We start from the raw sequence: 22502 nt of genomic DNA, 5'->3' as shown, positions 1-22502 counted from the left end.
CGGCGCCCGGCAAGTCTTCCGGCTACGCCGCGACACCGGCGGCCTCGACGGAGTCCGCACCAGCAAAGAAATCATCCACGGCATCGTCAGCCTCGGCGCCGACCTGGCCGGCCCGCACCACCTCAACGCCTACGCCCGGGGCCATTGGTCCGTGGAGACCCGTCTTCATTGGACCAGAGACGTGACCTTCCACGAGGACGATTCCCAGCTGCGGACCGGTACCGCCCCACGCGCTATGGCCACCTTCCGCAACCTGTCCCTCAACACCTTCCGCCTCGCCGGACGCGCGAACATCGCCCACGCCCGCCGCGACCTACACGACCGCAGCGACGTCTTCGCCGTCTACGGCATCTAACAAACCATGATCAAACCGGACACTCCCGAACAACGCCGGGGCCGTGGCCATGGAGGTCGCCGGCATTGTCGCGGACCGGCTGCGCTGGGCAAACCGGCGGCGGGTCGACTTCGCCTCCTACCCGGTCAAGGTTCGCCTGGCGCGCGTGCTCTGGGAGATCGCCACGGCTTACGGCCGACGAAGCTGCGAGGGGCTCGTCATCAACGTGCGACTCACCCAGAGTGAATTGGCGACTCTCTGTGGGGCGGCCGAGATCAGCTTGCACAAGGCGCTCGGAAGCTTGCGGGGGGCCGGCATCATCGCCACGGGCTATCGCGAAATTGTCATCCGGGACAGTGATGGGCTCCGTGCCGTCGCTGATCTCGACGGCTTGGCCTGACGGTGCGAGACGCTCAGGTCGCGGCGCTCAGCCAAGCTGACCGTCGCGGCGTGCGTGGCACGAGCTGATCAACACGGTAGGCTCTCTCCGTGGCCGTTCGGCATCCCCCGTATCTGCTCAGGCTGAAGGTGACCAACTTCCGCAGCCTGCGCGACGTGGAGGTGCGCCTTGCCGCCCTCAACGTGCTGGTTGGCCCCAACGGTGCGGGAAAGTCGAACCTCCTGGACGTCATCGCTTTTCTGGGTGACGCGACCCGCGATGACCTCGAACCGGCACTCGATCGTCGCGGAGGCATCCACCGCGTGCTGTTCCGGGGTAGTCGCGACCCGAGGAGCCCGATCGGCATCGAGGTCGAGACGGCGGTCACCAGGAACAGCAGCTTGGCGGCTCCGGACACCTATACCCTCACCTTCTCTTCACAGAAGCCGCTGGTGCGGACCGGTCGGCAGGCACTACGCCGCGCAGAGAGGTTCACGTTCGAGCGCGCCACCGGGCCGGGGCAGCGCATCACGATCGATGGCGGGAAGATCACCTTTCACAGGCCGGAGGGCGGTGAAGAGACAGCAAGCCTGCGGGAAGGCTCTCTCGGCCTGTCAACGCTGCCAAAGCTGGTCTCTGAGGACGACGCCGAGCTGGTCGAGGCGTTGGCCGACCTTTTTTCCAGCTTCCGCGTCTTCGACGTGGATGTGGCTGCAGCGCGTAGGCCGGCTCAGGAGCGCATCAGTGAGCGCCTCTCCAACGACGCCAGCAACCTCGCACCGTTCCTGGCATACCTCGCCGAGGAGCACCCCGACAGGTTCGCCGCGCTGCACCGCGATGCCCGCTCCTTCATTCCTGGCCTGGCGAGCCTGGAGTTCACGCCCATCGGTGGGGCTGGCGAGGGAGTGGTGCTCAATCTCGTCGAGGCCGCGCTGCCCGGATCCACCAAACTGCAGGAAGCCTCGTACGGGTCCATCCGGGCGCTGGCGCTGCTCGCCCTCCTGTATGACCCATCGCCGCCGCGGTTGACCTGCATCGAGGAAATCGACCACGGGCTGCACCCGCACATCCTGGACCGTCTCGTCGAACTGCTGCGCCAAGCCTCCGAGCGCACCCAGTTCCTGATCGCCACGCACTCGCCGGCGCTGGTCAACCGGTTGACGCCGGACGAGCTGATCGTCTGTGAGCGTGGTGAGGACGCCTCCTCCCGGATACCGGCGATCGCCCCGGAGACCGTACGCGCGATGGAGCGGGAGTTGCGGGGCGAGATCGGCCTCGGTGAGTTGTGGTTCTCCGGCGCTCTGGGGGGCTGCCCCGAATGACACCCCGGCAGCGACAACAGCCCAGGACCGTGGTCGTCCTGGGCGAGGACGACAATGATCGGAAGACGATCGCGGTGCTGGTGGCGGCGCTGCGGCGAGACATCTCCCGCGCCGACCTCAAACCACTCCGCAAGCCGATGGCGCTTGTGCGCAACGTGCCGCCGAGCAGGCTGCCCAGTCACGCCGATCGGGTATCTGCTCTGCTGCGTGCCCTGAACGTTGCGACGCCGATCCGCTGCGTGCTCATGCACGAGGACGCCGACGACGTGGAGCCGGCACACGAGGCCCTCATCTCCAAGATTGAGGAGTGCTACCGGTCGCTCCCGTGGCCGGTCCTGCCAGTCGTGCCGGCCTGGGAGATGGAAACTTGGTGGTTCCTGTTCCCGGAGGCGGTCCGTCAGGTGCGGCCCAGCTGGCAGCCGCCGAGGCAGTACGCCGGTCGCGACGTCGGACAGATCCGCAACGCCAAGGAGCAACTCAAGAAGGCGGTACGACCGGCCGGCGCCCGCCCGACGTTCCAGTCGTACGTCGAGGCCGACAGTGTGCTGATCGCCGAAAAGATCGTCTCCACCGGGCAGTTGTCCCCGCCATGGTTCGCCCGCAGCCGAAGCTGGCAGTCATTTCTCGACGCGGTCGCCCGGATCTAGGTTTCGTTCTCCGCTGACGTGGTGGTCCTCGGAAGCGGGCCGGTAACTGACCACAATGTGTCAGTGGGCACGTCGACTGCCGGGATAACCGCTAGGCTCCTGCGCCGGAACATCGCTCGCATTTCCGGTCGGCTCAGCCGGTGCTGTCGGATCGAGGTGGCGCACGTGTCCGATCCCGTCGAGGACGTTGTCGAGGAACTGGATTCCCTCGGTCACCTGACAGGTGTCGAGGTCGAGGACGACCCGGACAGCGCCGTAATGGGTGGGTCCGAGGACCTGATCCAGACCCCGTTCGACCCAGAGTTGATCGACGTGGTCACCCGTAACACGACCGTCGACCTGCTGCTCTCCCGGGTTCGCACCCGACGGGTCGACCTGCAACCAGACTTTCAGCGACAAGCGGGAATCTGGCGTGCGCAGGCCAAGAGCCGCCTCATCGAGTCGCTCCTCCTGCGGATCCCGCTGCCGACGTTCTACGCCGCCGAGGCCGACGACGAGGTGTGGGCGATGGTGGACGGCATCCAGCGGCTGACCACGATCGTGGAGTTCGTCGAGCCGGAGGCCATCGGTGTCGAGCCGCTGCGCCTTCGCAATCTCGAATACCTCGGCCAGGAGTACGACCAGGCGACGTTCGCGGACCTCCCGGCCGCTTGCAGACCCGGCTCCGGGAGACCGAACTGATCGTCCACCTGATCAGGCGGGGCACTCCGGAGGAGGTCAAGTTCAACATCTTCGCCCGGATCAACACCGGTGGTCTGCCGCTGTCTCGCCAGGAACTGCGGCACGCGCTCATTCCCGGTGAGGGGCGGGTGATCCTCAGGGAGTGGGCCGACTCGGAGGCGTTCAGGTCGGCTACCGGGAACAGCGTGCGCAGTGACCGGATGGCGGATCGCGAGATGGTCCTGCGGTTCCTCGCGTATCGGCTGACCGAACCCGGTTCGTACACGGACGACGACTTCGACCTCTTCCTACGCACCTCCATGCGGGCCCTCAACAAGCTGCCCAAGGCAGCGGTCGACGAGCTGTGGGAGCAGTTCGAGAGAGCGCTGCACGGGGCGTACGAGATCTTCGGCGACTACGCCTTCCGCAAGGTGGAACGCAAGGGCGGCAGCCGAAGACTGCCGATCAACAAGGCTCTTTTCGAAGCGGTGTCGGTGAATCTCGCGATGATGACCGAGGACGAGATCGCCGTCCTGGTCAGGCGCCACCGGCGAGTCGAGAAGAAGTTCCTCGACCTCATGTCGGACGTCGACTTTCAGGCGGCCATCTCGCAGGGCACCGGGGACCCGGCGAAGGTCCGCTTCCGGTTCGACGCGATTCGGGAGATGTTTGAATCTGCCGCCGCATAGCTGATCGGTGGGCGGGCACTCACGGTGCCCACCGTCCGGCCGACCGGCAACCTCCTGGCGCGGCGCTGGCTCAGGGTATGACGCCCTGTTGAGTGATCGGTACGGTAAGCAGCATGTCTTCGCCCACCTCTGCGCCGCTGCTCCGGGAGTTCATCGAGATCCCGGAGCGCACGAGCACGAGCGACTTCGTGCTCAAGCTCGCCGACAGTGTCGCCGACGCCGATTCCACGCTCCGCGACTACGTGGTCACGGATCGGCTGCTGGGCAACTTCGACGAGGCGCTCGGGCTGATCCGCTCCGCGGTCGAGGGCCACGCCTCCAAGGCCGCCTACCTGCACGGCTCATTCGGCTCGGGTAAGTCGCACTTCATGGCGGTGCTGCACGCGCTGCTGCGCGGCGAGGCCGCCGCCCGCGGCCGCGACGAGCTGGCGCCGCTGGTCGCCAAGCACAGCGTCTGGCTGGACGGCCGCAAGTTCCTCCTGGTCCCGTACCACCTGCTGGACGCCCGCTCGCTGGAGCAGCGCGTCCTCGGCGGCTACGTCGACCGGGTCCGCGCGCTGCACCCCGAGGCGCCCATCCCGGCGGTACACCGCACCGACGCGCTGCTGGATCAGGCCGCCTCGCTGCGGGAGAAGATCGGTGACAAGCAGTTCATCGACGGCCTGCCCGGCGGCGACGTCGAGGACGAGTGGGGCGAGAGCGAGACCTTCTGGACGTCCGAGCGGCTGGACCAGGCGTTCGCCGGCGCGTACTCCGACGAGCTGCGCCGCAAGCTCGTCAACGACCTGCTGACCAGCTGGAACAAGGGCTTCTTCAGCAACGCCCGGGAGGACGCCGAGGCGTTCGTCTCGCTCGACCGGGGCCTGACCGAGATCAGCCGGCACGCCAAGGAACTCGGCTACCACGGCCTGATCCTCTTCCTCGACGAACTGATCCTCTGGCTGGCCAACTCGATCGGCGACCAGCAGTTCGTCTCCCGCGAGATCCAGAAGATCACCAACTTCGTCGAGGGCGGCGACACGCGCCGGCCCATCCCGGTGGTCAGCTTCATCGCCCGCCAGCGTGACCTGCGCGAACTCGTCGGCGAGGAGGTCACCGGCGCCAACGAGCTGAGCTACCAGGACACCCTCAACCTGGCCAGCGGCCGGTTCGACGTGATCAAGCTGGAGGACCGCAACCTCCCGGAGATCGCCCGCCGCCGCCTGCTCAAACCCCGCGACACCACGGCCGGCGCCGCGATCGGCAAGGCCTTCGACGCCACCACCAAGGTACGCCGGGAGGTGTTCGACACCCTGCTCGGCACCGACTCCGGCAGCGGCGCCGACATCGACGCCTTCCGGTCGACGTACCCGTTCAGCCCGGCGTTCCTCTCCACCCTGGTGCACGTCTCCAGCGCCCTGCAGCGCTCCCGGACCGCGCTGAAGCTGATGCGCCAGCTCCTGGTCGACCGCCGCGACACGCTGCGCCTCGGTCAGCTCGTCCCGCTCGGCGACCTCTACGACGTGATCAGCAGCGGCGGCGATCAGCCGTTCACCGAGAAGCTCAAGGCCGAGTTCGAGATGGCCCAGAAGCTCTACGACCTGAAGCTACGCCCCTACCTGCTCGGCCAGTACGACCTCACCGACGACGATCTGGAGGCCGCCCGTCGGGGCACCGCGCTGGCAGGCGAGGTGGCCGGGCGGGTACGGGCCTTCACCGGCGACGACCGGCTGGTGAAGACGCTGCTGCTGGCAGCCCTCGCGCCCAGCGTGCCGGCCCTGCGGAACCTGACCGCCCGGCGGCTCTCCGCGCTCAATCACGGCAGCATCACCAGCCCGATTCCCGGCGGTGAGGTTGCGCAGGTCAACCGCAAGCTCACCGACTGGGCCGGCCGGTTCGCCGAGATCCGCATCGGCGAGGGCGACGACCCGATCGTCTCGCTGGAGCTGGTCGGCGTCGACGTCGACAGCGTCCTCGCCACCGCCAAGCACTACGACAACGAGGGCGCCCGCAAGCACATCGTGCAGCGGCTGCTCTGGCAGCAGCTCGGCGTGCCGTGGAGCGACTCGTTCTTCGCCGAGGCCGGCCTGACCTGGCGGGGCAGCCGCCGCAGCATCGAACTGGTCTACGGCAACGTCCGCGACGGCAACGACATCCGCGACGAGGCGTTCCACCCGAACGACCCGACCGGCTGGCGGATGATCATCGACTATCCGTTCGACGACGGCAGCCACGGCCCCGCCGACGACCGGCAGCGGGTGCAGGAACTGATCAGCCGCACCACATCCCGCACGGTCTGCTGGATCCCCGCGGCGCTGACTGTCGAACGCCGCACCGAGCTGGGCAAGCTCGTCATCATCGACAAGCTGCTCGAAGGGCAGCGGTTCGACAGCCACGCCGAGCACCTCAACCCCGACGACCGTCGCCGCGCGCACGGCGCTCTGACCAACCAGCGCAGCGCGCTGCTGGCCAAGATGCAGGCGGTGCTGCGCCAGGCGTACGGGCTGGCCGGCAAGCAGCCCGCCGACGTCGTCCTCGGCTTCGACGACCACCTCCAGTCGCTCACCCGCGCGCTGGAGCCGAAACTGCCCATGGGCGCGACCTTCAACGACGCGCTGCGCAGCATCAGCGACCAGATGCTCGGCCAGCAGTACCCGGCCCACCCGGACTTCGACCCCGACCGCAAGGGCGACCCGATACGGCTTGCCGACGTCAAGGTGGTGCTCGACCACGTCCGCCGAGCGGTCGAGTCGCCCGAGGGGCGCGTCGAGGTCGACCGTACGCACCGGCAGACCGTGCGCCGCATCGCCAACCCGCTCGGGTTGGGCACGATGCACGAGGCGGCGTTCGTCATCGAGGGGCAGTGGGTCCAGCACTTCCAGCGCAAGGCGTCCAGCGAGGGCATCACGGGTGAGCTGCGGGTCGGCGACCTGCTGCGCTGGATCGACGATCCGAGTCCGCGCGGCCTCGACCCGATCGTCGCACAGCTCGTCGTCGCGACCTTCGCCGAGCAGACCGACCGCGCCTTCTACTTCCACGGCAGCGAAGTGATCCCGGCTCCCGAGCTGGGGAAATTCACCGCGGATCACACGCTCCGCGAGGAGCGGCTGCCCAGCGACGAGGACTGGCAGGCGGCGCGGGCCCGCTCCGCGGCCATCTTCGGCGTCCAGCCGCTCGACCTGCGGCGGGGCCGGTTGGTGGCGCTGTTCGGCCGCGACCTGACAACTCAGGCGAACCGCCACCGGGAAGCCGCTCACGGACTGGTCGCCCGGTTGGACCAGCACGCCACCTGGCTCGGGATCGACAAGGAGTCTGGTAGCGGACGGCTGGCCACCGCCCGCGCCGCCGCCGACCTGCTGGAGACGCTGGCCAACGGACGGTCGGCGGTGGAGGTCGTCGAGCGGCTCGCCCGCGCCGATCTCGCCGGCCCGGCCGACCGGACCGGTAAGAGCATCATGAGCGCCGCGCAGGTCTCGGCGGCGCTCGCCGCGGCGCCCTGGGACACCTTCGAGATCGTCGCCGGGCTGCCCGAGCCCTACGCGGCCGAGGCGGCGGCGATTCTCGCCGAGCTTCGCCGGGTGGCCCAGACCGACGAGCTGACCGCCCCGCTCGCGCCGGCCCTGCGCCGCGCCCAGACCGACGCCACCGCGCTGCTGCGGCGTGCCACTCGAAAGCCGGACGTCGTGTACGTGCCCGGACGCGACGACGACACGGCCGGCCTCGTCCATCAACGCCGTTCGGTCGACCAGGACACTCCGCGGCTTCCGGAGGTCGTCGTCGGCAAGCCGAACGGGCGGATCTCGGTGCCGGCCGGCGACCTCGACCGAGCGGTGGAGCAGCTGCGCGCCTTTGCCGCTGACCAGGGCGACGCGACCATCGAGGTGACCTGGAGAATCGTGTCGTGACTCAGGCACCCGCGTCGGCACAGGCGCTGCGGATCCATCCGGTGGCGCTGCGGCAGAAGGTGACGCAGCAGCTCGACCGGCACCGCAACGGTGACGCGTACCCGGTGATGGTCGTGCGCGCGGAACCGGCCTGGCCGCACGACCCGGCGATCCTGCTGCCCGGCGGACGCCAGGTCCGGGTCGTGCCGTGCGTCTCGCCGCTGGCCATCTGGGAGCACCTCGCCGCCGACCGCGGCGACGAGGTGCTGGTCCTGCTCACCGACATTCCCGAGTCCAGCCTCGGGCACGGGGTGCGGAGCCGGATCTTCCGACAGCGTGTGATCAACGTCGAGCCGTGGGACCTGGTCGTGGACGCCTTCGGCGCGCAGGTGCCGGACAGCGCGCTGGAGCGAGAAGGCTGGGCCGGCGAGGCGCTGCTCGACGCGATGCCGCCTGCCGGCTGGCCGAAGCTCACCACCGCCGTGCTCACCCGCGACGTCGCGCTGCGGCACCTCGCCGCCGTCCGTCTGGGTCTCGACCGCCGTGGTGAGCACCCCGACGATCTGGACGTGGCGACGCTGCTGCGGTGGAGCGCCGAGCCGGGGGCGGTCGAGGCGTTCGGCCTGCTCCGGGAGGGGGAGCGGGACGGGCTCGGCCGCTGGCTGGTCGAACAGTTCGGTCGACCTGCCCGCGCGCTGTTCGCGCTCGTCGCCGCCGACCGGGGCGCGGCCGCGCTGCCGCTCGGTCTGGTCTGCGACGCGCTCTGGAGCATCGACACCCCCGACGCCGTACGGGCACAGGGGCGCATCGACCAGTACTTCGGCAACCTCGACGACGACGCCACCGTGCGTGGCTTCGCCGACGCCGCGGTGCAGGTCGTGAGCGGGATGCTGGCGGCCCGTGACCGGGAGACGCGGCTGCAGGGACACGCCGTGCTGGACCGGGCGGAGGAGTTGCTCGTCCAGTTCAACGCGGTCGGCAGCGCCGGGCACAGCCCGATCCTGCGTACCGGCTTCACCCGGCGGATCAACGCCGCGGCCGAAGCGCTGCTGGCGAGCCTCCATGACGCGGCAGCCCCGGCGCTCGATGGTGCCGTCGACGATCTGGCCACGCATCGGCTCGCCGACGCGGAGGCCGGACGGATCCGGCGGATCCGGATGGCGCAGCGACTCGTCCGCTGGCTCGGTGCCGAGGTGACCCCACCCGCCAGCGTCGCCGACGGCGTGGACCGGCAGATCGCCGAGTGGGGCTGGGTCGACCTGGCACTCAGCCACGTCTGGGCCGGCGAGGACGTCCACCCGCAGCTGCAGCGGGCGTTCCGCGAGATCCACGAGCGGGCGCAGGCGCGGCGGCGGGACCTCGACGGCGCGTTCGCGAACCGGCTCGCCGCCTGGTCCACCACGGGTCCGGGCAACGACGGCGGCCTGCTCACCGTCGAGAACCTTCTCGCGCGCGTCGTCGACCCGCTGGTCCGTGCCGACCGGCCGGTGCTGCTCGTCGTCCTCGACGGGATGAGCGCGGCCGTCGCCGTCGAACTCGCCGACGAGCTGTCCCAGCACTGGGTCGAGTACGACCCCCTGGCCGGCGCCGACCGTGGCCGGCGACGCGGTGTGGTGGCCGCTCTGCCGACCCTGACCGCCGTCTCCCGGACGTCGCTCTTCGCCGGCGCCCTGCGCGCCGGCAACCAGGGCAACGAGACGCGGATGTTCAACGAGGGCCGATGGGGCAAGGACGCCCAGATCTTCCACAAGGGCCCGGCCCGTGGCCCAGCCGGCGAGGTCTACGCCGGGGAACTGGCCGAGGCGGTGGCCGGCGCGACGCGACTCGTGGCTGTCGTCATCAACACCGTCGACGACTCGCTGGCCCACGGACGGGAGGGCGACGAACCGGGCTGGCAGCTCGGCGACCTCGGCTTCCTGAGCAGCCTGCTCGACCAGGCCCGCTCCTCCGGACGGGCGGTGATCATCACCAGCGACCACGGACACGTGCTGGAGCGCGGTGGCCAACTGGTCAAGGCGGCCGACGCCGCCTCCGCCCGACACCGCACCGGACCCAGCCCGGCAGGCCCTGGAGAGGTCGAGTTGACCGGTCCGCGGGTGGTCGCTCCGGAAAACCGGATCATCGCCCTCTGGGACCCGCTGCTGCGCTACCGCCCCAGCAAGGCCGGTTACCACGGCGGCGCGTCGCTGGCGGAGGTGACCATTCCGCTGCTGGCCTTCCTGCTGCCGAACGTGACCGACACCCCGAGCGGCTGGATGCCGGTCGACGGACGTCAGCCCGACTGGTGGCAGGCGGCAGCGCCGGTGCTCGCCGCAGTGGCCCCGCCACCGCCGGTGCCTGCCGCGCCGAAGTCCCGCCGCAAGGCGCCTGCAGTCGCCGGAGACGCGCTCTTCGACGTACCGGAAGCGGCGCCGGCACCCCCCGCCGCGCCGCCGGCCGGCAATGATCTGGTGGCCGCGTTGCTGGCCACCGAGCTGTTCCAGGCACAACAAGGTCTGACCCCGCGGCGGGTGGAAATCAAGAAGATCGAGGCCGCGTTGCGAGCGCTGGTCGAGGCCAAGGGCGTGCTGGCCGTGGCCGTGCTGGCACAGCGGGCCGGCGAGGTGCCGGGCCGTGCGGTCGGCTTCGTCCGCACGCTGCAGCGGATCTTCAACGTGGACAACTACGCCGTGTTGTCGTTGATCGACAACTCCCGCACCGCGCGCCTGGACATTCCGCTGCTGCGGGAGCAGTTCCGGCTGCCCGTAGGGACGACATGAGCGCGGTCAGTCCCGCCCGCCGCCGGGACGTCATCGACGCGCTGCGCCGGGGCGCGGTGCCCTCGGCCGGGCTCGACCTGTTCGCCGTCGGGCTCGACCGGTTCGTCACCGCGATCGGCGAGGACCTGGACGCCGTCACCGCCGGCGGCTCCGTCTTCAAGGCCGTCCGAGGCGAGTACGGCTCCGGTAAGACGTTCTTCACCCGGTGGATCGCCGAGCGTGCCAAGCGTGCCAACCTCGCCATCGCCGAGGTGCAGATCTCGGAGAACGAGACGCCGCTGCACAAGCTGGAGACCGTCTACCGGCGGCTCACCGAGCGGCTGACCACCTCGGCGTTCCCGCCCAGCGCGCTCCGGCCGGTGGTGGACGGCTGGTTCTACGCCCTCGAGGAGGACGTGCTGGCGGCCGGGGAGGTTGCCCCCGACGATGCCGACGCCCTGGACCGGGCGGTCGGCGCCCTGCTCGACCAGCGGCTCGCCGAGGTCAGTCGCAGCGCCCCCGCCTTCGCCGCCGCGCTACGCGGCTACCGCACGGCCAGCCTTGCCGGTGATCCGGCCACCGCCGACGCCGTTCTGGCCTGGCTCGGCGGTCAGCCGCACGTCGCCGCGTCCGCCCGCCGGGTCGCCGGCGTTCGCGGCGACCTCGACCACTTCGCGGCGCTGAGCTTCCTGCAGGGGCTGCTCGCCGTGCTACGGGACAGCGGTCACCCCGGGCTGCTGCTGGTGCTCGACGAGGTCGAGACGCTGCAACGGGTCCGCTCCGACGCCCGGGACAAGGCCCTCAACGCGCTGCGTCAACTCATCGACGAGGTGCACTCCGGTCGGTTCCCCGGGCTCTACCTGGTCATCACCGGCACCCCGGCCTTCTTTGACGGGCCGCAGGGCGTCCAGCGGCTGGCACCGCTGGCCCAGCGGCTCGCCGTCGACTTCACCACCGAACCGCGCTTCGACAACCCGCGGGCGGTGCAGATCCGACTCGCCGGCTTCACCGGCGATTCCCTGGTCGAACTCGGCGGCCGGGTACGGGACCTCTACGCGGCCGGGTCCGTCGCGCCGGAGCGGGTACGCGACCTGGTCGACGACGCCTACCTCGGTCAGTTGGCGCAGGCGGTCGCCGGCGGATTGGGCGGCAAGGTGGGCGTGGCACCGCGCCTGTTCCTCAAGAAGCTGGTGGGGGATGTGCTCGACCGGGTCGACCAGTTCACCGACTTCGACCCGAGGCGGCACTACGCGCTCACCCTCTCCGCCGCCGAGATGACGGACGTGGAACGCAACGCGACCAGGGCTGACGAGATCTCGCTCGACCTGTAGGAAAGAATCAGAGCATGAGCACCGACCTCGCCTCGCTCCTCGGCACGCAGGAGACCGCCGCCCTTGAGTTCAAGCGAGAGGTGAGGGACCGTAACGCCATCCGCAAGGCCATCTGCGCCTTCGCCAACGACCTGCCCGGCCTCGGTGGCGGTGACCTGATCATCGGCGTCGACAAGTACGGCCGACCCGCCGGCAACGTGAACACCTCGGACGACGCACTTCTGACGTTCACCAGCATCCGGAACGAGGGGCTGATCCTCGACCGGCCGTCGATGGTGGTCAGCGCGGAGGTGTACGAGGGGGAGCCTGTCATCCGAGTCCGAGTGAACGCCTCCCACACGCCACCGGTGCGGTTCGACAACGTCGTCTACGTCCGGCCGGGACCCTCCACTCGGCCCGCTACCCGGGACGACGAGCGGGTGCTCTCCGAGCGACGGCGGTCCTTCGACGCGCACTTCGACGTTCGTCCGGTGCCCGGAAGCACCCTGGACGACCTCGATCTCAACCTGTTCCGGGCGGAGTATCTCCGGCAGGCCGTCGACCCCTCGGTGATCGAGGAGAACCACCGGTCGATCGAGCAGCAGCTGGCCTCACTCCGGCTCGCCGACGTGGACGGCACGCCGACCGTGCTCGGTCTCCTGCTCGTCGGCCTGGCTCCGACCAACCGCATCCCCGGGGCGTACGTGCAGTTCGTCCGCTACGAGGGGACGGACGTCGGAGGATCGGTACTGGACGAGCAGGAACTCCGGCTGAACGTCATCGACGCGGCCGAGCGGCTCGAAACGCTGCTCAAGGGCCATTTGCGGACGCGACTTGTCGAGGTGAGCGGGTTCCGGGAAGAGTCCCGGCCGAACTACCCCTTCGAGGCTCTGCGTGAGGTGTGCATGAACGCGATCATGCACCGTAACTATGAGTCGTCGAACGCCCCGGTCCGCGTGGCCTGGTTCGACGATCGGATCGAGATCACCAATCCGGGCGGGCCGTTCGGGCAGGTCCGGGCCGACAATTTTGACCGAGTCAACGATTACCGCAATCCTTCGCTTGCTGCGGCGATGAAGTCGCTCGGGTATGTCAACCAGTTTGGCCGGGGCATCGGCAGGATCAGGGCCTCTCTGGCCCGGAACGGGAACCCACCGCCCGACTTCGTGGTCGATGACGCGTCTTGGACCGTCACGGTCAGGAGTGCGTCGTGATTTCCGTGGCGTTGTTCAACAACAAGGGTGGTGTCGGCAAGACCACCCTCACCTATCATCTCGCGCACATGCTGCAGCGTCTCGGGCACCGTGTCCTCGCGATCGACCTCGACCCACAGTCGAACCTGACGGCGGCCTTTCTCGATGAGGATGAACTAGCTGAGATCTGGCAAGAGGGACTGCAGGCGAGCTGGCCGCTGATTGACGGACAGCAAAAGCTGCTCCTGCGGGCCGACCGTGACTCCGGAACAGTGGCGTCGGCCGTCGAGCCCATCATGCGAGGGCTGGGAGATGTTCGGTTCGCCAACCCCATCACGATCACCGAGGGACTCTGGCTTGTGCCCGGCGACCTCAACCTGTCTGCGTTCGAGGACAAGCTTTCTGCTGCCTGGCCGAACAGCCTCATCGGCGATCACGCGGCACTTCGGACCACAACCGCGTTTCACCGGCTCATACTTGACGCGAGCGAGCGGGTGCGTGCCGATGTCGTGTTGGTGGATGTTGGCCCCAACCTTGGGGCGATCAACCGCGCGGCGTTGCTAGCCGCTGACACGGTGCTCATGCCCTTGGCGGCCGACCTGTTTTCCCTGCGGGGCCTGCGTAACCTTGGACCCGCGCTCAGAGACTGGCGGCGAATCTGGAAGACCAACGTGCTGCCGCACGTGCCATCGGACATTGCGGCGCCGCAGGGAACCATGACGCCCCTCGGCTATGTCGTCATGCAGCCAAAAATGAGGCTGGACCGTCCGGTCAAGGCGTACCAGCGCTGGCTCGATCGGGTACCGATCGTTTTTGGCAGCTCAGTGCTCGATCCTCCCAACGAGGACATCGGAAATTCGTATGAGATCGCGACGCTTCGCAACTACCAGAGCCTCATGCCCTTGGCGCACGACGCTCGGAAGCCGATGTTCGACCTGAGGTCGGCGGATGGCGCGCTGGGCAGCTCGCAGACGCTCGTGCAGCGGTGCTACCAGGACTTCCGATCGTTGAGCCAGGAGCTGCTGAAGCGGCTTGCTGACCTCCGCGCCGGCGACTGATGACCGGAGCCGACCTGCTGCATCCGGTGGTGCTGCACCACGTGGTGAACTCGCTGCAGTGGCCGGCCCTGCGCCCGCTGCAGGAGGCCGCCATAGGGCCGCTGCTCGAGGGCGAGGACGCCCTGCTCCTTGCGCCCACCGCAGGCGGCAAGACCGAGGCCGCGATGTTCCCGCTGTTGTCGCGAATGGCCGAGGAGAACTGGTCGGGTACCTCGGTGCTCTACGTCTGCCCGCTCAAGGCCCTGCTCAACAACCTCCTGCCGCGGCTGAAGACGTACACCGGGTGGTTGGGACGCAGGGCTGCGCTCTGGCACGGTGACGTGACGATGGGACAGCGTCGAAAGATCCTCCGGGACCGTCCGGACGTCCTGCTGACCACGCCGGAGTCGCTGGAATCGATGCTGGTCAGCGCATCCGTCGACCACGACGAGTTCTTCCGCGGCCTCCGCACCGTCGTGGTCGACGAGGTGCACGCGTTTGCCGGTGATGACCGTGGATGGCACCTGCTCGCAGTCCTGGAGCGGCTCAGTCGGGTGACCGGCCGGCCGGTGCAGCGGGTCGGTCTCTCCGCCACCGTCGGCAATCCTGACGTCCTGCTCAGCTGGTTGCAGGGCTCGAGCCGAGGGCAGCGACCGGCGCGGGTCCTGGCACCCGATGTGGTGAGCACGGCGTCCCCGACTGTTGCCGTGCCTCCAGGGCAGGTCGAGCTGGACTATGTCGGATCGGTGCACAACGCCGCCACTGTGATCGCGGCCCTGCACCGGGGTCAGAAACGGTTGGTTTTCTGCGAGTCGCGGGCGCTGGTCGAGGAACTGGGGCAGCGGTTGCGGGCGCTGGACGTCACCACGTTCCTTTCCCACGCCTCTCTGTCGGTCGATGAGAGGCGCCGCGCCGAGGAGGCGTTCGCGCAGGAACGGGACTGCGTGATCGTGGCGACGAGCACGTTGGAACTGGGCATCGACGTCGGCGACCTGGACCGGGTGATCCAGATCAACGCCCCGCGTAGCGTCGCTGCTTTCCTCCAGCGCATTGGCCGGACCGGTCGGCGGCCAGGAAGCAGCCGCAACTGTCTGTTCCTCGCCCTCGACGGTGAGGGGCTGCTGCAGGCGGCTGCACTGCTCAACCTCTGGCAGGAGGGTTGGGTCGAGGCTGTCGTGCCCCCACCGGAACCCCGGCACATCGTGGCCCAGCAGGTCCTCGCCCTGTCACTGCAGCAGCACCGGGTGGGTGACCAGTTGTGGCGGGAGGAATGGAACGGGCTGTCACCGTTCGACGGGAGCGCCCAGGTCATCGTGCGGCATCTGGTCGAGCACGGGTATCTGGACTCGGACTCCGGCATGCTGTTCATCGGTCCGGAAGCCGAAGTGCGATTCGGGCGGCGTCACTTCATGGACATGCTCGCGGTGTTCACCGCACCGCCGCAGTTCACCGTGCTGTCGGGGCGTAGCGAGATCGGCCGGACCGACCCCGCTCTGTTGACCGCGAAGGTGCAAGGCCCTCGCCTGCTGCTGCTCGGCGGGCGCAGCTGGCGGGTCACCCACATCGACTGGACACGGCGCCGTTGCTTCGTGGAGCCGGCGGACGGGGGCGGCAAGGCGTTGTGGATGACCGGCGCTTCGCCGCAGGGTCTTTCGTATCCGATGGTTCGGGCGATGCGGGACGTGCTGGTCGGCAGTGACCCGAAGGTCGCTCTCACCGACCGCGCCACGAAGCGGTTGGCCGCCCTCCGCGATGAAGCGACCGCTACGGCGTATCCCGGAGGTTCTGTCGTCGTCCGGGACCGAGAAGGCGAGGTGCGCTGGTGGACCTGGGCCGGTTTCCGGGCCAACGCGACCCTGATCGCCACGCTGAGCGACCTGGCCGACCCTACGCAGCGGTACGACGACGCCAGCATCCGACTGCGCTCCGATCTGGATCGGGAGATGTGGCGGGTGGCGACGGCGGACGCTGATCAGCGGATCTGCCTGCCGGACGTGACCGAAAAGGCGCTCGCCGGGCTCAAGTTCAGTGCCGCCCTCCCGCCCCGCCTGGCGGCCGCCACACTCGCCACCAGGCTCGCCGACGTCGAGGGGGCGGCTGCGGTGCTACGGGAACCCGTCCGATTCGCCTATCTTTGAGGTTTAATGTGGGGGGATGGACATGACCGATGACCTGCGGGCGCGCGCCGCCGCCGACGTCTTCGACGAGCACCTGCGCCTCTCCACCGAGCTCCGGTTCGCCGAGGACATCGACCGCAACGTCTCCCCATCCTGCGTCGTCCTGGACCGCCGTGGCGTCTTCCATGGCCACGACGGCGTGAAGCTGTTGGCGCGCTGGCTGGGCGAGGAACTGCCGAACGCCCGCTTCACCTACACGAACCGGCTGGTTGAGGGCCGGGTCGTGTTCCTGGAGTGGACCGCCGAGGCCGACGGCGCCCGGGTGCGTGACGGCGCGGACTCCTACGTGATCGAGGACGGCTGGATCGTCGCCCAGACCATCCACTACACGGTGGAAGCCACCCGCTAGGAGGCGGCGGCGCAGTACGCGCACTCGTTCCGCTCCGACCAGTCCACCCGGTCCAGCGCCTCGGGGCTGATCGCCCGGTGGCCGAACTGCCTCCGCACCGCCACCCGGAACCGCCACAGCGCCTCGGCGAACTCGTGGTACGCCTCGTGCCCGTCGGCGGAACGCAGGTCCTCGCCAGAGAGGACGAGCCTCCGCATCCGGACGAGACGGTGGAAGGCCTCCTCGCCCGCGGCCACTAACTCCGGCGTACCGGACATCAGCAGCCGCTCGCGGGCCTGGTAGGCGCCGGACTCCGTCATGGCCCGGGCGGCGGCCCGCCGATCCTCGGCGGGGGACGCCCTCAACAGGCCGTGCGCGGAGGCCAGAGCGAGCGCGAAATCCACGCAGTTGCGCCACCGGTCGAGGTCCCGGTCCCGGGAGCGGGTGTCCCGCTCCCGCCGCAGGTCGACCAGGAGGCTGCCGGAGAGCGCGATGAGGGCACCGGCTCCCGTGCTCAACAACGGCATCCAGTCCATGGTGGACATGGTGTCATCCACGGGAAGGGGCCAAGATCGGGCCGGGCGGCGCATGGTGTTGGCGACCGCGCTGCCGCGCTGCCCCGGAACGGCCGGCCTCGGCGCGTCACGACGATCGGATTTCGGCAGTGGACACCGCCGGCCGGGCCGTCCATGCTGTACTGCGCTAGGCATCGACGTGCGTGACGGGGTGACCCGTCCGGGGGCGCCGTCCGCCGGCCGGGGATCGCCGCACGCGACCCTGGCGGTGTCCGTCCTCCGCGCCCGACCGCCCGTACGGCGGACCGGGTCGACGCGCCAGGTGCCGCGATCTGTCGAGGAGGACATGTGCAGGAGAAGAACTCAGGCCGTCGGGCGCTGCTGCGCGGCACGGCCGTGGCCGCAGGCGCGGTGGTGGCCGCGCCGTTCGTCGGTGGGGCGTCCCCCGCCGAGGCGGCCACCACCAGTGGCCTGCCGTGGGTCGGCCCGGCCGGGTCCGGCGCCACCTGGGAGGTGAACGCCACCGCCGGCGCGCAGGAGGCGATCAACACCGCCTTGAACGCGGTCGGCCCGCAGGGCGCGGTGTTCGTGGCGGCCGGCACCTACACCGTGAAGGCGCCGATCGTGTTGCTGGACAAGCAGACCCTGGTCGGCGCCGGTCCGCTGTCGACGCTGCTGAAGGCCGGTAGCGGCTTCACCGGCGGTGCCATGGTCACCACCGACGCCGCCAGCAACAACGCCCGGATGTGCGTGCGGGACATCGGGCTGGACGGGGCGGGCCTGGCGGCCAACGGGGTGAACCTCCAGATCGCCAGCAAGCCCGCTCCGTACGCCCCGGACCCGGCGCCCTGGCTGTGCCGGGTGTTCGTGGCCAACACCACCTCGGACGGCATCTACCTCGGCGGCACGTATTCCGGCGGGCAGCGCGAGTTCAAGCTGACCGACTGCCGGGTGGAGAAGGCGGGCGGCTGGGCGTACAACCTCCAGTCCTCGGACGGCTTTGTCAGCGGCTGCTCCGCCCAGGGCGGCGCGTCGGGTGGCTACCTGGTCGGTGGCGGCAACATCAAGATGTGGGGCTGCAAGGCGTACGGGACCGGTTCCGGGGCGGAGCCCGGTCCGGCCTTCAAGGTCGCCTCGTCGCGGGCGACCATCGTCGGTTGCGAGGCGCAGGACACCTACGGGTGCGGGTTCGAGGTCTCCGGTCGGGGCAGCACGCTCTCCGGTTGCACCGCCGACTCGACCGGCGTCGGCGCCGTGGGCAAGGACCGCTACTCGGCCGGGTTCTATGTCGACACCTCGGTCGTCAACATCGAGGGGTGCTCGTACCAGCGGGCCGGCGGCGGCGCGTCCTGGCTCGGTGCGGACGGCATGCGCTGGGCGCTCTACCTCTACAACAGCCCCGACTACCTGTCGGTGCGCCTGGTGAGCGACCCGAACCGGTCGGTACCGTTCCAGGGCACGGTCTTCGGCACGGCTGGCACCCACTCGTCGATCAGCGTGCTCGGCTGAGGCCGGGTGGAGCGGGCGCAGCGGAGGACGCCGTCGCTTCACCACACGCCGGGGCCGCCCGCGCAGTGAGGTCGGCGCGGGCGGCCCGCCACCGGCGAGTCTCGGCACGAGAATGTCATCGACGGTTGTGGACGAATTCGGGTTCCAGGGGCTTCACCTCCCGGCCCGGTCGGCAGCAGACTGTTGGTCGACCCTGATCGATGCCTCGTGATCCGGAGGGCCCGTTGACCACTCTCGTGACCCCGCCCGCCCCGCTCACCCGCCTACGCCGCCTGGCCGGCACCTTCGCCCTGCTGACGGCGATGGTCGCCGCCGCGCTCGTCGGCCCGTCCGTGGTGGCCCCGTCGCTCACCGACTCCGCGTCCGCCGCCGTCTACAGCTCCTGCACGATGACCCGCTGCGCGGACGCCCGCACCGCCCGCTCCGGCTGGTCGGCCAAGGGATTCCCGACCAGCCGGGGCTGGTACACCTGGAGCGGCGGGCTCTACAACTTCGCCGGCGGCCGGTTCTACAACTACGAGGGCCAGCTTCCCACCAACGCCACCTACTACGAGTACGACGTCTACCCCCGGGCGTACGGGGCCTCCCGGGACGCGTACCGGATCGTGGTCAACAAGAGCACCGGGGTCACCTGGTTCTCGCCCGACCACTACGCCAACTTCTACCAGCTCTGAGCTGGCACCGGTCGGGCCGCGGGACCACCCGGCCCGACCGGATCGGGGGAGGATGACCGGATGGACGCGACCGACCTGCCACCGTGGCTGGAGCTCACCACCGAGCCGGCCGACGGCACGGTCGTCGTGGCGGGTGCCGCCGCGCGGAACAGCGGCGACCTGTTCGGGCTGCTCGCGCAGGCCCTCGACCTGCCCGGGTGGTTCGGGCGCAACTGGGACGCGCTGGCCGACTGCCTGCTCGACCGGGACGACGCCGGGCCGCTCGCCCTGCGCGTCGACGACGCCGACCAGCTCCTCGCCGACGAGCCGCCCGCGCAGTTGGCCACCCTGCTGCACGTGTTCGACGACGTCTGGTCGCACGGCCGGCACCCGGTCCGGGTCGTCCTGCGAGCCGCCCCGGACCGGCTGCCCGGACTGCGCCGCCGCGTCGCCACCGCGAGCATCTGACCGGCGCGACGGCCTGACCCGCCGCGAGGAACTGACCCGGCGCCGGCCGGGCTCAGTTCGGCTGGTCGAGGATCGCGCTGAACCGCTCCTCGGCCAGGTCCAGCTGGGCGAAGATGTGCCGCTTCACCGGCGCCGACAGGGGCGTGTCGGGCCGGCTGATCAGGTCGCGGAAGACCGGCACCAGCGGCCGGTACTTCGCCGCCGAGCGGGCCACCTTCGGCCCGATGGTGTAGACCACGCCCACCCCGTTGTCGGTGAAGTCGGACACCTTGATCACCCGGGCCCACGGCTCCCGGTCCAGGCTGGCCGCCACGTGCTCCCGGTACTGGGCGTTGCGGTCGCGGTCGGGGTCGTACGCCGGGTTGGTGACCGCGGCGACCAGCCGGGCGACCCGCGGGCCGAAGCGCGCGGTCAGTGTGACCAGTGCCGCCGCCGTCGGGTCGGCGACGCCGACGCCGGCCAGCTCGTCCGGGTGGTCCTCCACCGCGTCGTGCAGCAGGCCGGCGACGATGACGTCCACGTCGCGCACCTGGTAGTGGTGCATCATCCGGATCGCCACCCGCAACAGGTGGTTGAGGTACGGCTCGCGTACCCGCCGGTCGTCGCGGTGCAGCTCGGCGGCGAGGTCGAGGGCGGCGGTGAGGCGGTCCCGCGCGGCCGGGTCGAACGCCCGGATCTCCAGCCGGAACCGTTCCAGCAGGCCGGGTTCGCCGTGGATCTCGGTGATCGCGTGCATCGGCATGGTGGCGAGGTACGACGGGAACTCCATGGAACACTTATAGCCGATCTTCACTACCGGCCGGATCGGGCCGTCGCGTACGCGACGGATCAGGCGGTGCCGGAGAGCCGCTCGACCAGCCGGACCGTGGTTCCCTCCGGGGTGCCGTCGATGGTGGCCTCGTCCATCAACCGCGCCATGATCAGCCGCCGCCGGCCCCGCTCCCCGCCGTCCGCGCCGGCCTCCCGCGATCCGCCGGTGTCGGCAATCTCGCGTGGGCCACCTTCGGTGAGGGGCGCCGTTCCGCCGGTGGCCGGGGGGACAATCGGCGGGTGGACCGGGTGCTGGGGGTGCTGGTGGCGCTGCCGCCCGCCCTGGTCCTGGCGCTGGTCTTCCTGCTGCCCGCGCTGGAGGCGTCGACCTTCCTCGGGCTGTTCGTGCCCGGGGAGATCGCCGTGCTGGTCGGTGGCGTGCTGGCCCACGAGGGGCGGCTTCCGCTCTGGGCGGTGGTGGTCGCGGCGCTGGCCGGCGCGGCCCTCGGCGACCAGGTGGGCTATCTGGTCGGCCGCCGGTACGGCGATCGGCTGCTGGCCCGCACTCCGCGCCGGCTGGCTCGCTCAGGGGAGCTGCGCCGGGCCCTCGACCTGGTCCGCCGGCGCGGCGCGGCGGCGGTGGTCGTCGGCCGCTGGGCGGCGGCGCTGCGAGCGCTGGTGCCGGGCCTGGCCGGGCTGAGCGGCATCCCGTGGCGCACCTTCACCCTGGCGAACATCACCGGGGGCGCGCTCTGGGCGCTGGCGGTCGCCGTGCTCGGCTACCTGGCCGGAGCGTCGTACCGGGTGGTGGAGCGGCGGCTCGGGCTCGGCGGGGAGGCGCTGCTCGCGGTGCTGGTCCTGGTGCTGCTGGCGCGCGTCTGGCGCAGCCGGGTGGTGGCGCGCCGGGAGGCCGCCACCCGGCACGGGGAGGCGGCCTGAGGGGGGAGGCGAGGCGCGGGCAGGCCCTCCACATCGCCGAGCGGTTCGACCCCGCCGTGGTCGTCGACGCGTACCACGTCCGATGGGACGACACCGTCTACGACACGCCCCCGCTACGACACGCCCCCGCCCGGACACTTTCCGAGAAAGAGTGGCTATTCCACGCCGAACAGCCACTCTTTCTCGGAAAGTGCGGCCGACGGAGTGGGGGGGTGGGGTCAGCGGGTGGGGAGGGCGGCGGTGGTGCGCACGGCCTTGACGATGGCGGGGATGGAGCCGATCAGCAGGACCAGGCCCCAGACGATCGCGACCACCGCGAAGACCAGCGCGCCGACGTCGTCGAGGATGCTGACCACGACGACCGGCACCAGGCCGTGCAGGAACGCCAGCAGCACCGTGCAGAGCAGCGTGGTGAGCGCCAGCAGCACCAGGCCCATGTTCTGCAGGAAGCGGGGCTGGGCGAGCAGCAGCAGCGCCACCCAGACCAGCTTGAGCAGCAGCACCAGGCCGAGCAGCAGGCTCGCCTCGCCCACCGGGAAGAACCCCCACAGCGCCAGGTACGCCAGCGTGCCGAAGGGCGCGGCCAGGAACAGCGACACCATGATGGACAGCTCCGCGAAGGCGAGCACCAGCATCAGCAGCGACACCAGGATCAGCACGATCGAGAAGATCAGGGTCGCCACGCCCTGCACCCGCCCCTGGATCCGGTCCGGCACCACCAGGCTCAGGCAGAACAGCCCCGTCGTCCAGAGCGCCACCACGTCGACCAGCCCCAGGTAGCCGGTGCCCCGCCCGGAAGGCTCGCTGACCCGGCCCACCGCGCCGACGTCCACGCCGAGGTCCTGGGCGCTGGCCCGCAGTGACCCGCCCGCGTCCCCGCCGCCGGTGAGCAGCGCCGAGCCCAGCTCCACCCCGACCACCAGCGCCACCGCCAGCAGCGCCAGCAGCAGGAACGGTTTACGCAGCTCACCCATGGCGGGCCTCCTCGCAG

Annotated in this window: 19 protein-coding genes and 1 pseudogene; 17 read left to right on the top strand and 3 right to left on the bottom strand. The window is 70.2% G+C overall.

Features of this window, described 5'->3' with window-relative positions; translation table 11 throughout:
- The 13 genes and pseudogenes from AB0I41_RS23140 to AB0I41_RS23080 all read left to right on the top strand — a co-directional run.
- Window positions 1–355, top strand: a 355-nt coding sequence (locus AB0I41_RS23140) for a transposase (protein WP_357111086.1), incomplete at its 5' end; no start/stop codon positions are given.
- A 46-nt stretch (window positions 356–401) separates the two neighbouring features.
- Window positions 402–734: pseudogene (locus tag AB0I41_RS23135) on the top strand (helix-turn-helix domain-containing protein); the annotation flags it as partial.
- Window positions 735–823: 89 nt separating this feature from the next.
- Entirely contained in the window at window positions 824–2035 is a 1212-nt protein-coding gene (locus AB0I41_RS23130) for an AAA family ATPase (RefSeq protein ID WP_357111083.1), read from the top strand.
- The gene (locus AB0I41_RS23125; RefSeq protein ID WP_357111080.1) at window positions 2032–2682 is read left to right on the top strand and encodes a hypothetical protein; all 651 of its coding nucleotides are present in this window, start codon (window positions 2032–2034) and stop codon (window positions 2680–2682) included. The genes AB0I41_RS23130 and AB0I41_RS23125 overlap by 4 nt, the downstream gene beginning before the upstream one ends.
- 165 nt (window positions 2683–2847) lie before the next feature.
- A complete protein-coding gene (locus AB0I41_RS23120) occupies window positions 2848–3363 on the top strand; it encodes a DUF262 domain-containing protein (RefSeq protein ID WP_357111077.1) in 516 nt (171 codons plus the stop codon).
- The gene (locus AB0I41_RS23115) at window positions 3333–4031 is read left to right on the top strand and encodes a hypothetical protein (RefSeq protein ID WP_357111075.1); all 699 of its coding nucleotides are present in this window, start codon (window positions 3333–3335) and stop codon (window positions 4029–4031) included. The genes AB0I41_RS23120 and AB0I41_RS23115 overlap by 31 nt, the downstream gene beginning before the upstream one ends.
- 113 nt (window positions 4032–4144) lie before the next feature.
- A complete protein-coding gene (locus AB0I41_RS23110; protein WP_357111073.1) occupies window positions 4145–7915 on the top strand; it encodes a hypothetical protein in 3771 nt (1256 codons plus the stop codon).
- Window positions 7912–10653, top strand: a complete 2742-nt coding sequence (gene pglZ / locus AB0I41_RS23105) for a BREX-2 system phosphatase PglZ (RefSeq protein WP_357111071.1) — start codon at window positions 7912–7914, stop codon at window positions 10651–10653. The genes AB0I41_RS23110 and pglZ overlap by 4 nt, the downstream gene beginning before the upstream one ends.
- Entirely contained in the window at window positions 10650–11963 is a 1314-nt protein-coding gene (brxD, locus tag AB0I41_RS23100) for a BREX system ATP-binding protein BrxD (protein WP_357111068.1), read from the top strand. The genes pglZ and brxD overlap by 4 nt, the downstream gene beginning before the upstream one ends.
- 14 nt (window positions 11964–11977) lie before the next feature.
- Complete coding sequence (locus AB0I41_RS23095; RefSeq protein ID WP_357111065.1) at window positions 11978–13156, top strand: ATP-binding protein; 1179 nt, start codon at window positions 11978–11980, stop codon at window positions 13154–13156.
- Window positions 13153–14193, top strand: coding sequence for a ParA family protein (locus tag AB0I41_RS23090; protein ID WP_357111062.1), 1041 nt, complete (start codon window positions 13153–13155; stop codon window positions 14191–14193). Before AB0I41_RS23095 ends, AB0I41_RS23090 begins: the two co-directional genes overlap by 4 nt.
- Window positions 14193–16310, top strand: coding sequence for a DEAD/DEAH box helicase (locus AB0I41_RS23085; RefSeq protein ID WP_357111060.1), 2118 nt, complete (start codon window positions 14193–14195; stop codon window positions 16308–16310). The genes AB0I41_RS23090 and AB0I41_RS23085 overlap by 1 nt, the downstream gene beginning before the upstream one ends.
- A gap of 16 nt (window positions 16311–16326) precedes the next feature.
- Window positions 16327–16698 (top strand): nuclear transport factor 2 family protein, encoded by a 372-nt coding sequence (locus tag AB0I41_RS23080; protein WP_357111057.1) that lies wholly within the window; start codon window positions 16327–16329, stop codon window positions 16696–16698.
- On the opposite strand, the gene AB0I41_RS23075 is transcribed toward AB0I41_RS23080, so the two are convergent.
- Window positions 16695–17222: a hypothetical protein gene (locus tag AB0I41_RS23075; protein WP_357111055.1), complete on the bottom strand. Its 528-nt coding sequence runs from the start codon at window positions 17220–17222 to the stop codon at window positions 16695–16697. The two genes, AB0I41_RS23080 and AB0I41_RS23075, sit on opposite strands and share 4 nt — an antisense overlap.
- Window positions 17223–17540: 318 nt before the next feature.
- Between AB0I41_RS23075 and AB0I41_RS23070 the strand changes: the two genes are divergently transcribed.
- The 3 genes from AB0I41_RS23070 to AB0I41_RS23060 all read left to right on the top strand — a co-directional run bounded on the left by AB0I41_RS23070 (window position 17541) and on the right by AB0I41_RS23060 (window position 19822).
- Window positions 17541–18701: a right-handed parallel beta-helix repeat-containing protein gene (locus AB0I41_RS23070; RefSeq protein WP_357111052.1), complete on the top strand. Its 1161-nt coding sequence runs from the start codon at window positions 17541–17543 to the stop codon at window positions 18699–18701.
- A gap of 236 nt (window positions 18702–18937) precedes the next feature.
- The gene (locus AB0I41_RS23065; protein WP_357111092.1) at window positions 18938–19375 is read left to right on the top strand and encodes a ribonuclease domain-containing protein; all 438 of its coding nucleotides are present in this window, start codon (window positions 18938–18940) and stop codon (window positions 19373–19375) included.
- Window positions 19376–19435: 60 nt separating this feature from the next.
- On the top strand, window positions 19436–19822 hold the full coding sequence (locus AB0I41_RS23060; RefSeq protein ID WP_357111049.1) for a barstar family protein: 387 nt from the start codon (window positions 19436–19438) through the stop codon (window positions 19820–19822).
- A gap of 52 nt (window positions 19823–19874) precedes the next feature.
- Here the strand turns inward: AB0I41_RS23060 and AB0I41_RS23055 are convergent, their stop codons facing one another.
- Window positions 19875–20591 (bottom strand): HD domain-containing protein, encoded by a 717-nt coding sequence (locus tag AB0I41_RS23055; protein WP_357111046.1) that lies wholly within the window; start codon window positions 20589–20591, stop codon window positions 19875–19877.
- A gap of 281 nt (window positions 20592–20872) precedes the next feature.
- Between AB0I41_RS23055 and AB0I41_RS23050 the strand changes: the two genes are divergently transcribed.
- Window positions 20873–21511, top strand: a complete 639-nt coding sequence (locus AB0I41_RS23050; protein ID WP_357111044.1) for a DedA family protein — start codon at window positions 20873–20875, stop codon at window positions 21509–21511.
- 218 nt (window positions 21512–21729) lie between these two features.
- Here the strand turns inward: AB0I41_RS23050 and AB0I41_RS23045 are convergent, their stop codons facing one another.
- Entirely contained in the window at window positions 21730–22485 is a 756-nt protein-coding gene (locus tag AB0I41_RS23045) for a hypothetical protein (RefSeq protein ID WP_357111041.1), read from the bottom strand.
- Window positions 22486–22502: the final 17 nt, after the last annotated feature.

The sequence above is a fragment of the Micromonospora sp. NPDC050200 genome, from assembly GCF_040656135.1.
Classification (GTDB): domain Bacteria; phylum Actinomycetota; class Actinomycetes; order Mycobacteriales; family Micromonosporaceae; genus Micromonospora.
Note: the sequence above shows the minus strand (reverse complement) of the source record. Positions and strands in the feature narration are given on the sequence as shown.

What these genes read in the sequence shown, in the direction of transcription:
- AB0I41_RS23110 (WP_357111073.1), top strand. Translation starts at nt 4,145, where the DNA reads ATGTCTTCGCCCACCTCTGCGCCGCTGCTCCGGGAGTTCATCGAGATC.
- AB0I41_RS23095 (WP_357111065.1), top strand. Translation starts at nt 11,978, where the DNA reads ATGAGCACCGACCTCGCCTCGCTCCTCGGCACGCAGGAGACCGCCGCC.
- AB0I41_RS23125 (WP_357111080.1), top strand. Translation starts at nt 2,032, where the DNA reads ATGACACCCCGGCAGCGACAACAGCCCAGGACCGTGGTCGTCCTGGGC.
- AB0I41_RS23075 (WP_357111055.1), bottom strand. Translation starts at nt 17,222, where the DNA reads ATGTCCACCATGGACTGGATGCCGTTGTTGAGCACGGGAGCCGGTGCC.
- AB0I41_RS23055 (WP_357111046.1), bottom strand. Translation starts at nt 20,591, where the DNA reads ATGGAGTTCCCGTCGTACCTCGCCACCATGCCGATGCACGCGATCACC.
- AB0I41_RS23060 (WP_357111049.1), top strand. Translation starts at nt 19,436, where the DNA reads ATGGACGCGACCGACCTGCCACCGTGGCTGGAGCTCACCACCGAGCCG.
- AB0I41_RS23080 (WP_357111057.1), top strand. Translation starts at nt 16,327, where the DNA reads ATGGACATGACCGATGACCTGCGGGCGCGCGCCGCCGCCGACGTCTTC.
- brxD (WP_357111068.1), top strand. Translation starts at nt 10,650, where the DNA reads ATGAGCGCGGTCAGTCCCGCCCGCCGCCGGGACGTCATCGACGCGCTG.
- AB0I41_RS23085 (WP_357111060.1), top strand. Translation starts at nt 14,193, where the DNA reads ATGACCGGAGCCGACCTGCTGCATCCGGTGGTGCTGCACCACGTGGTG.
- AB0I41_RS23045 (WP_357111041.1), bottom strand. Translation starts at nt 22,485, where the DNA reads ATGGGTGAGCTGCGTAAACCGTTCCTGCTGCTGGCGCTGCTGGCGGTG.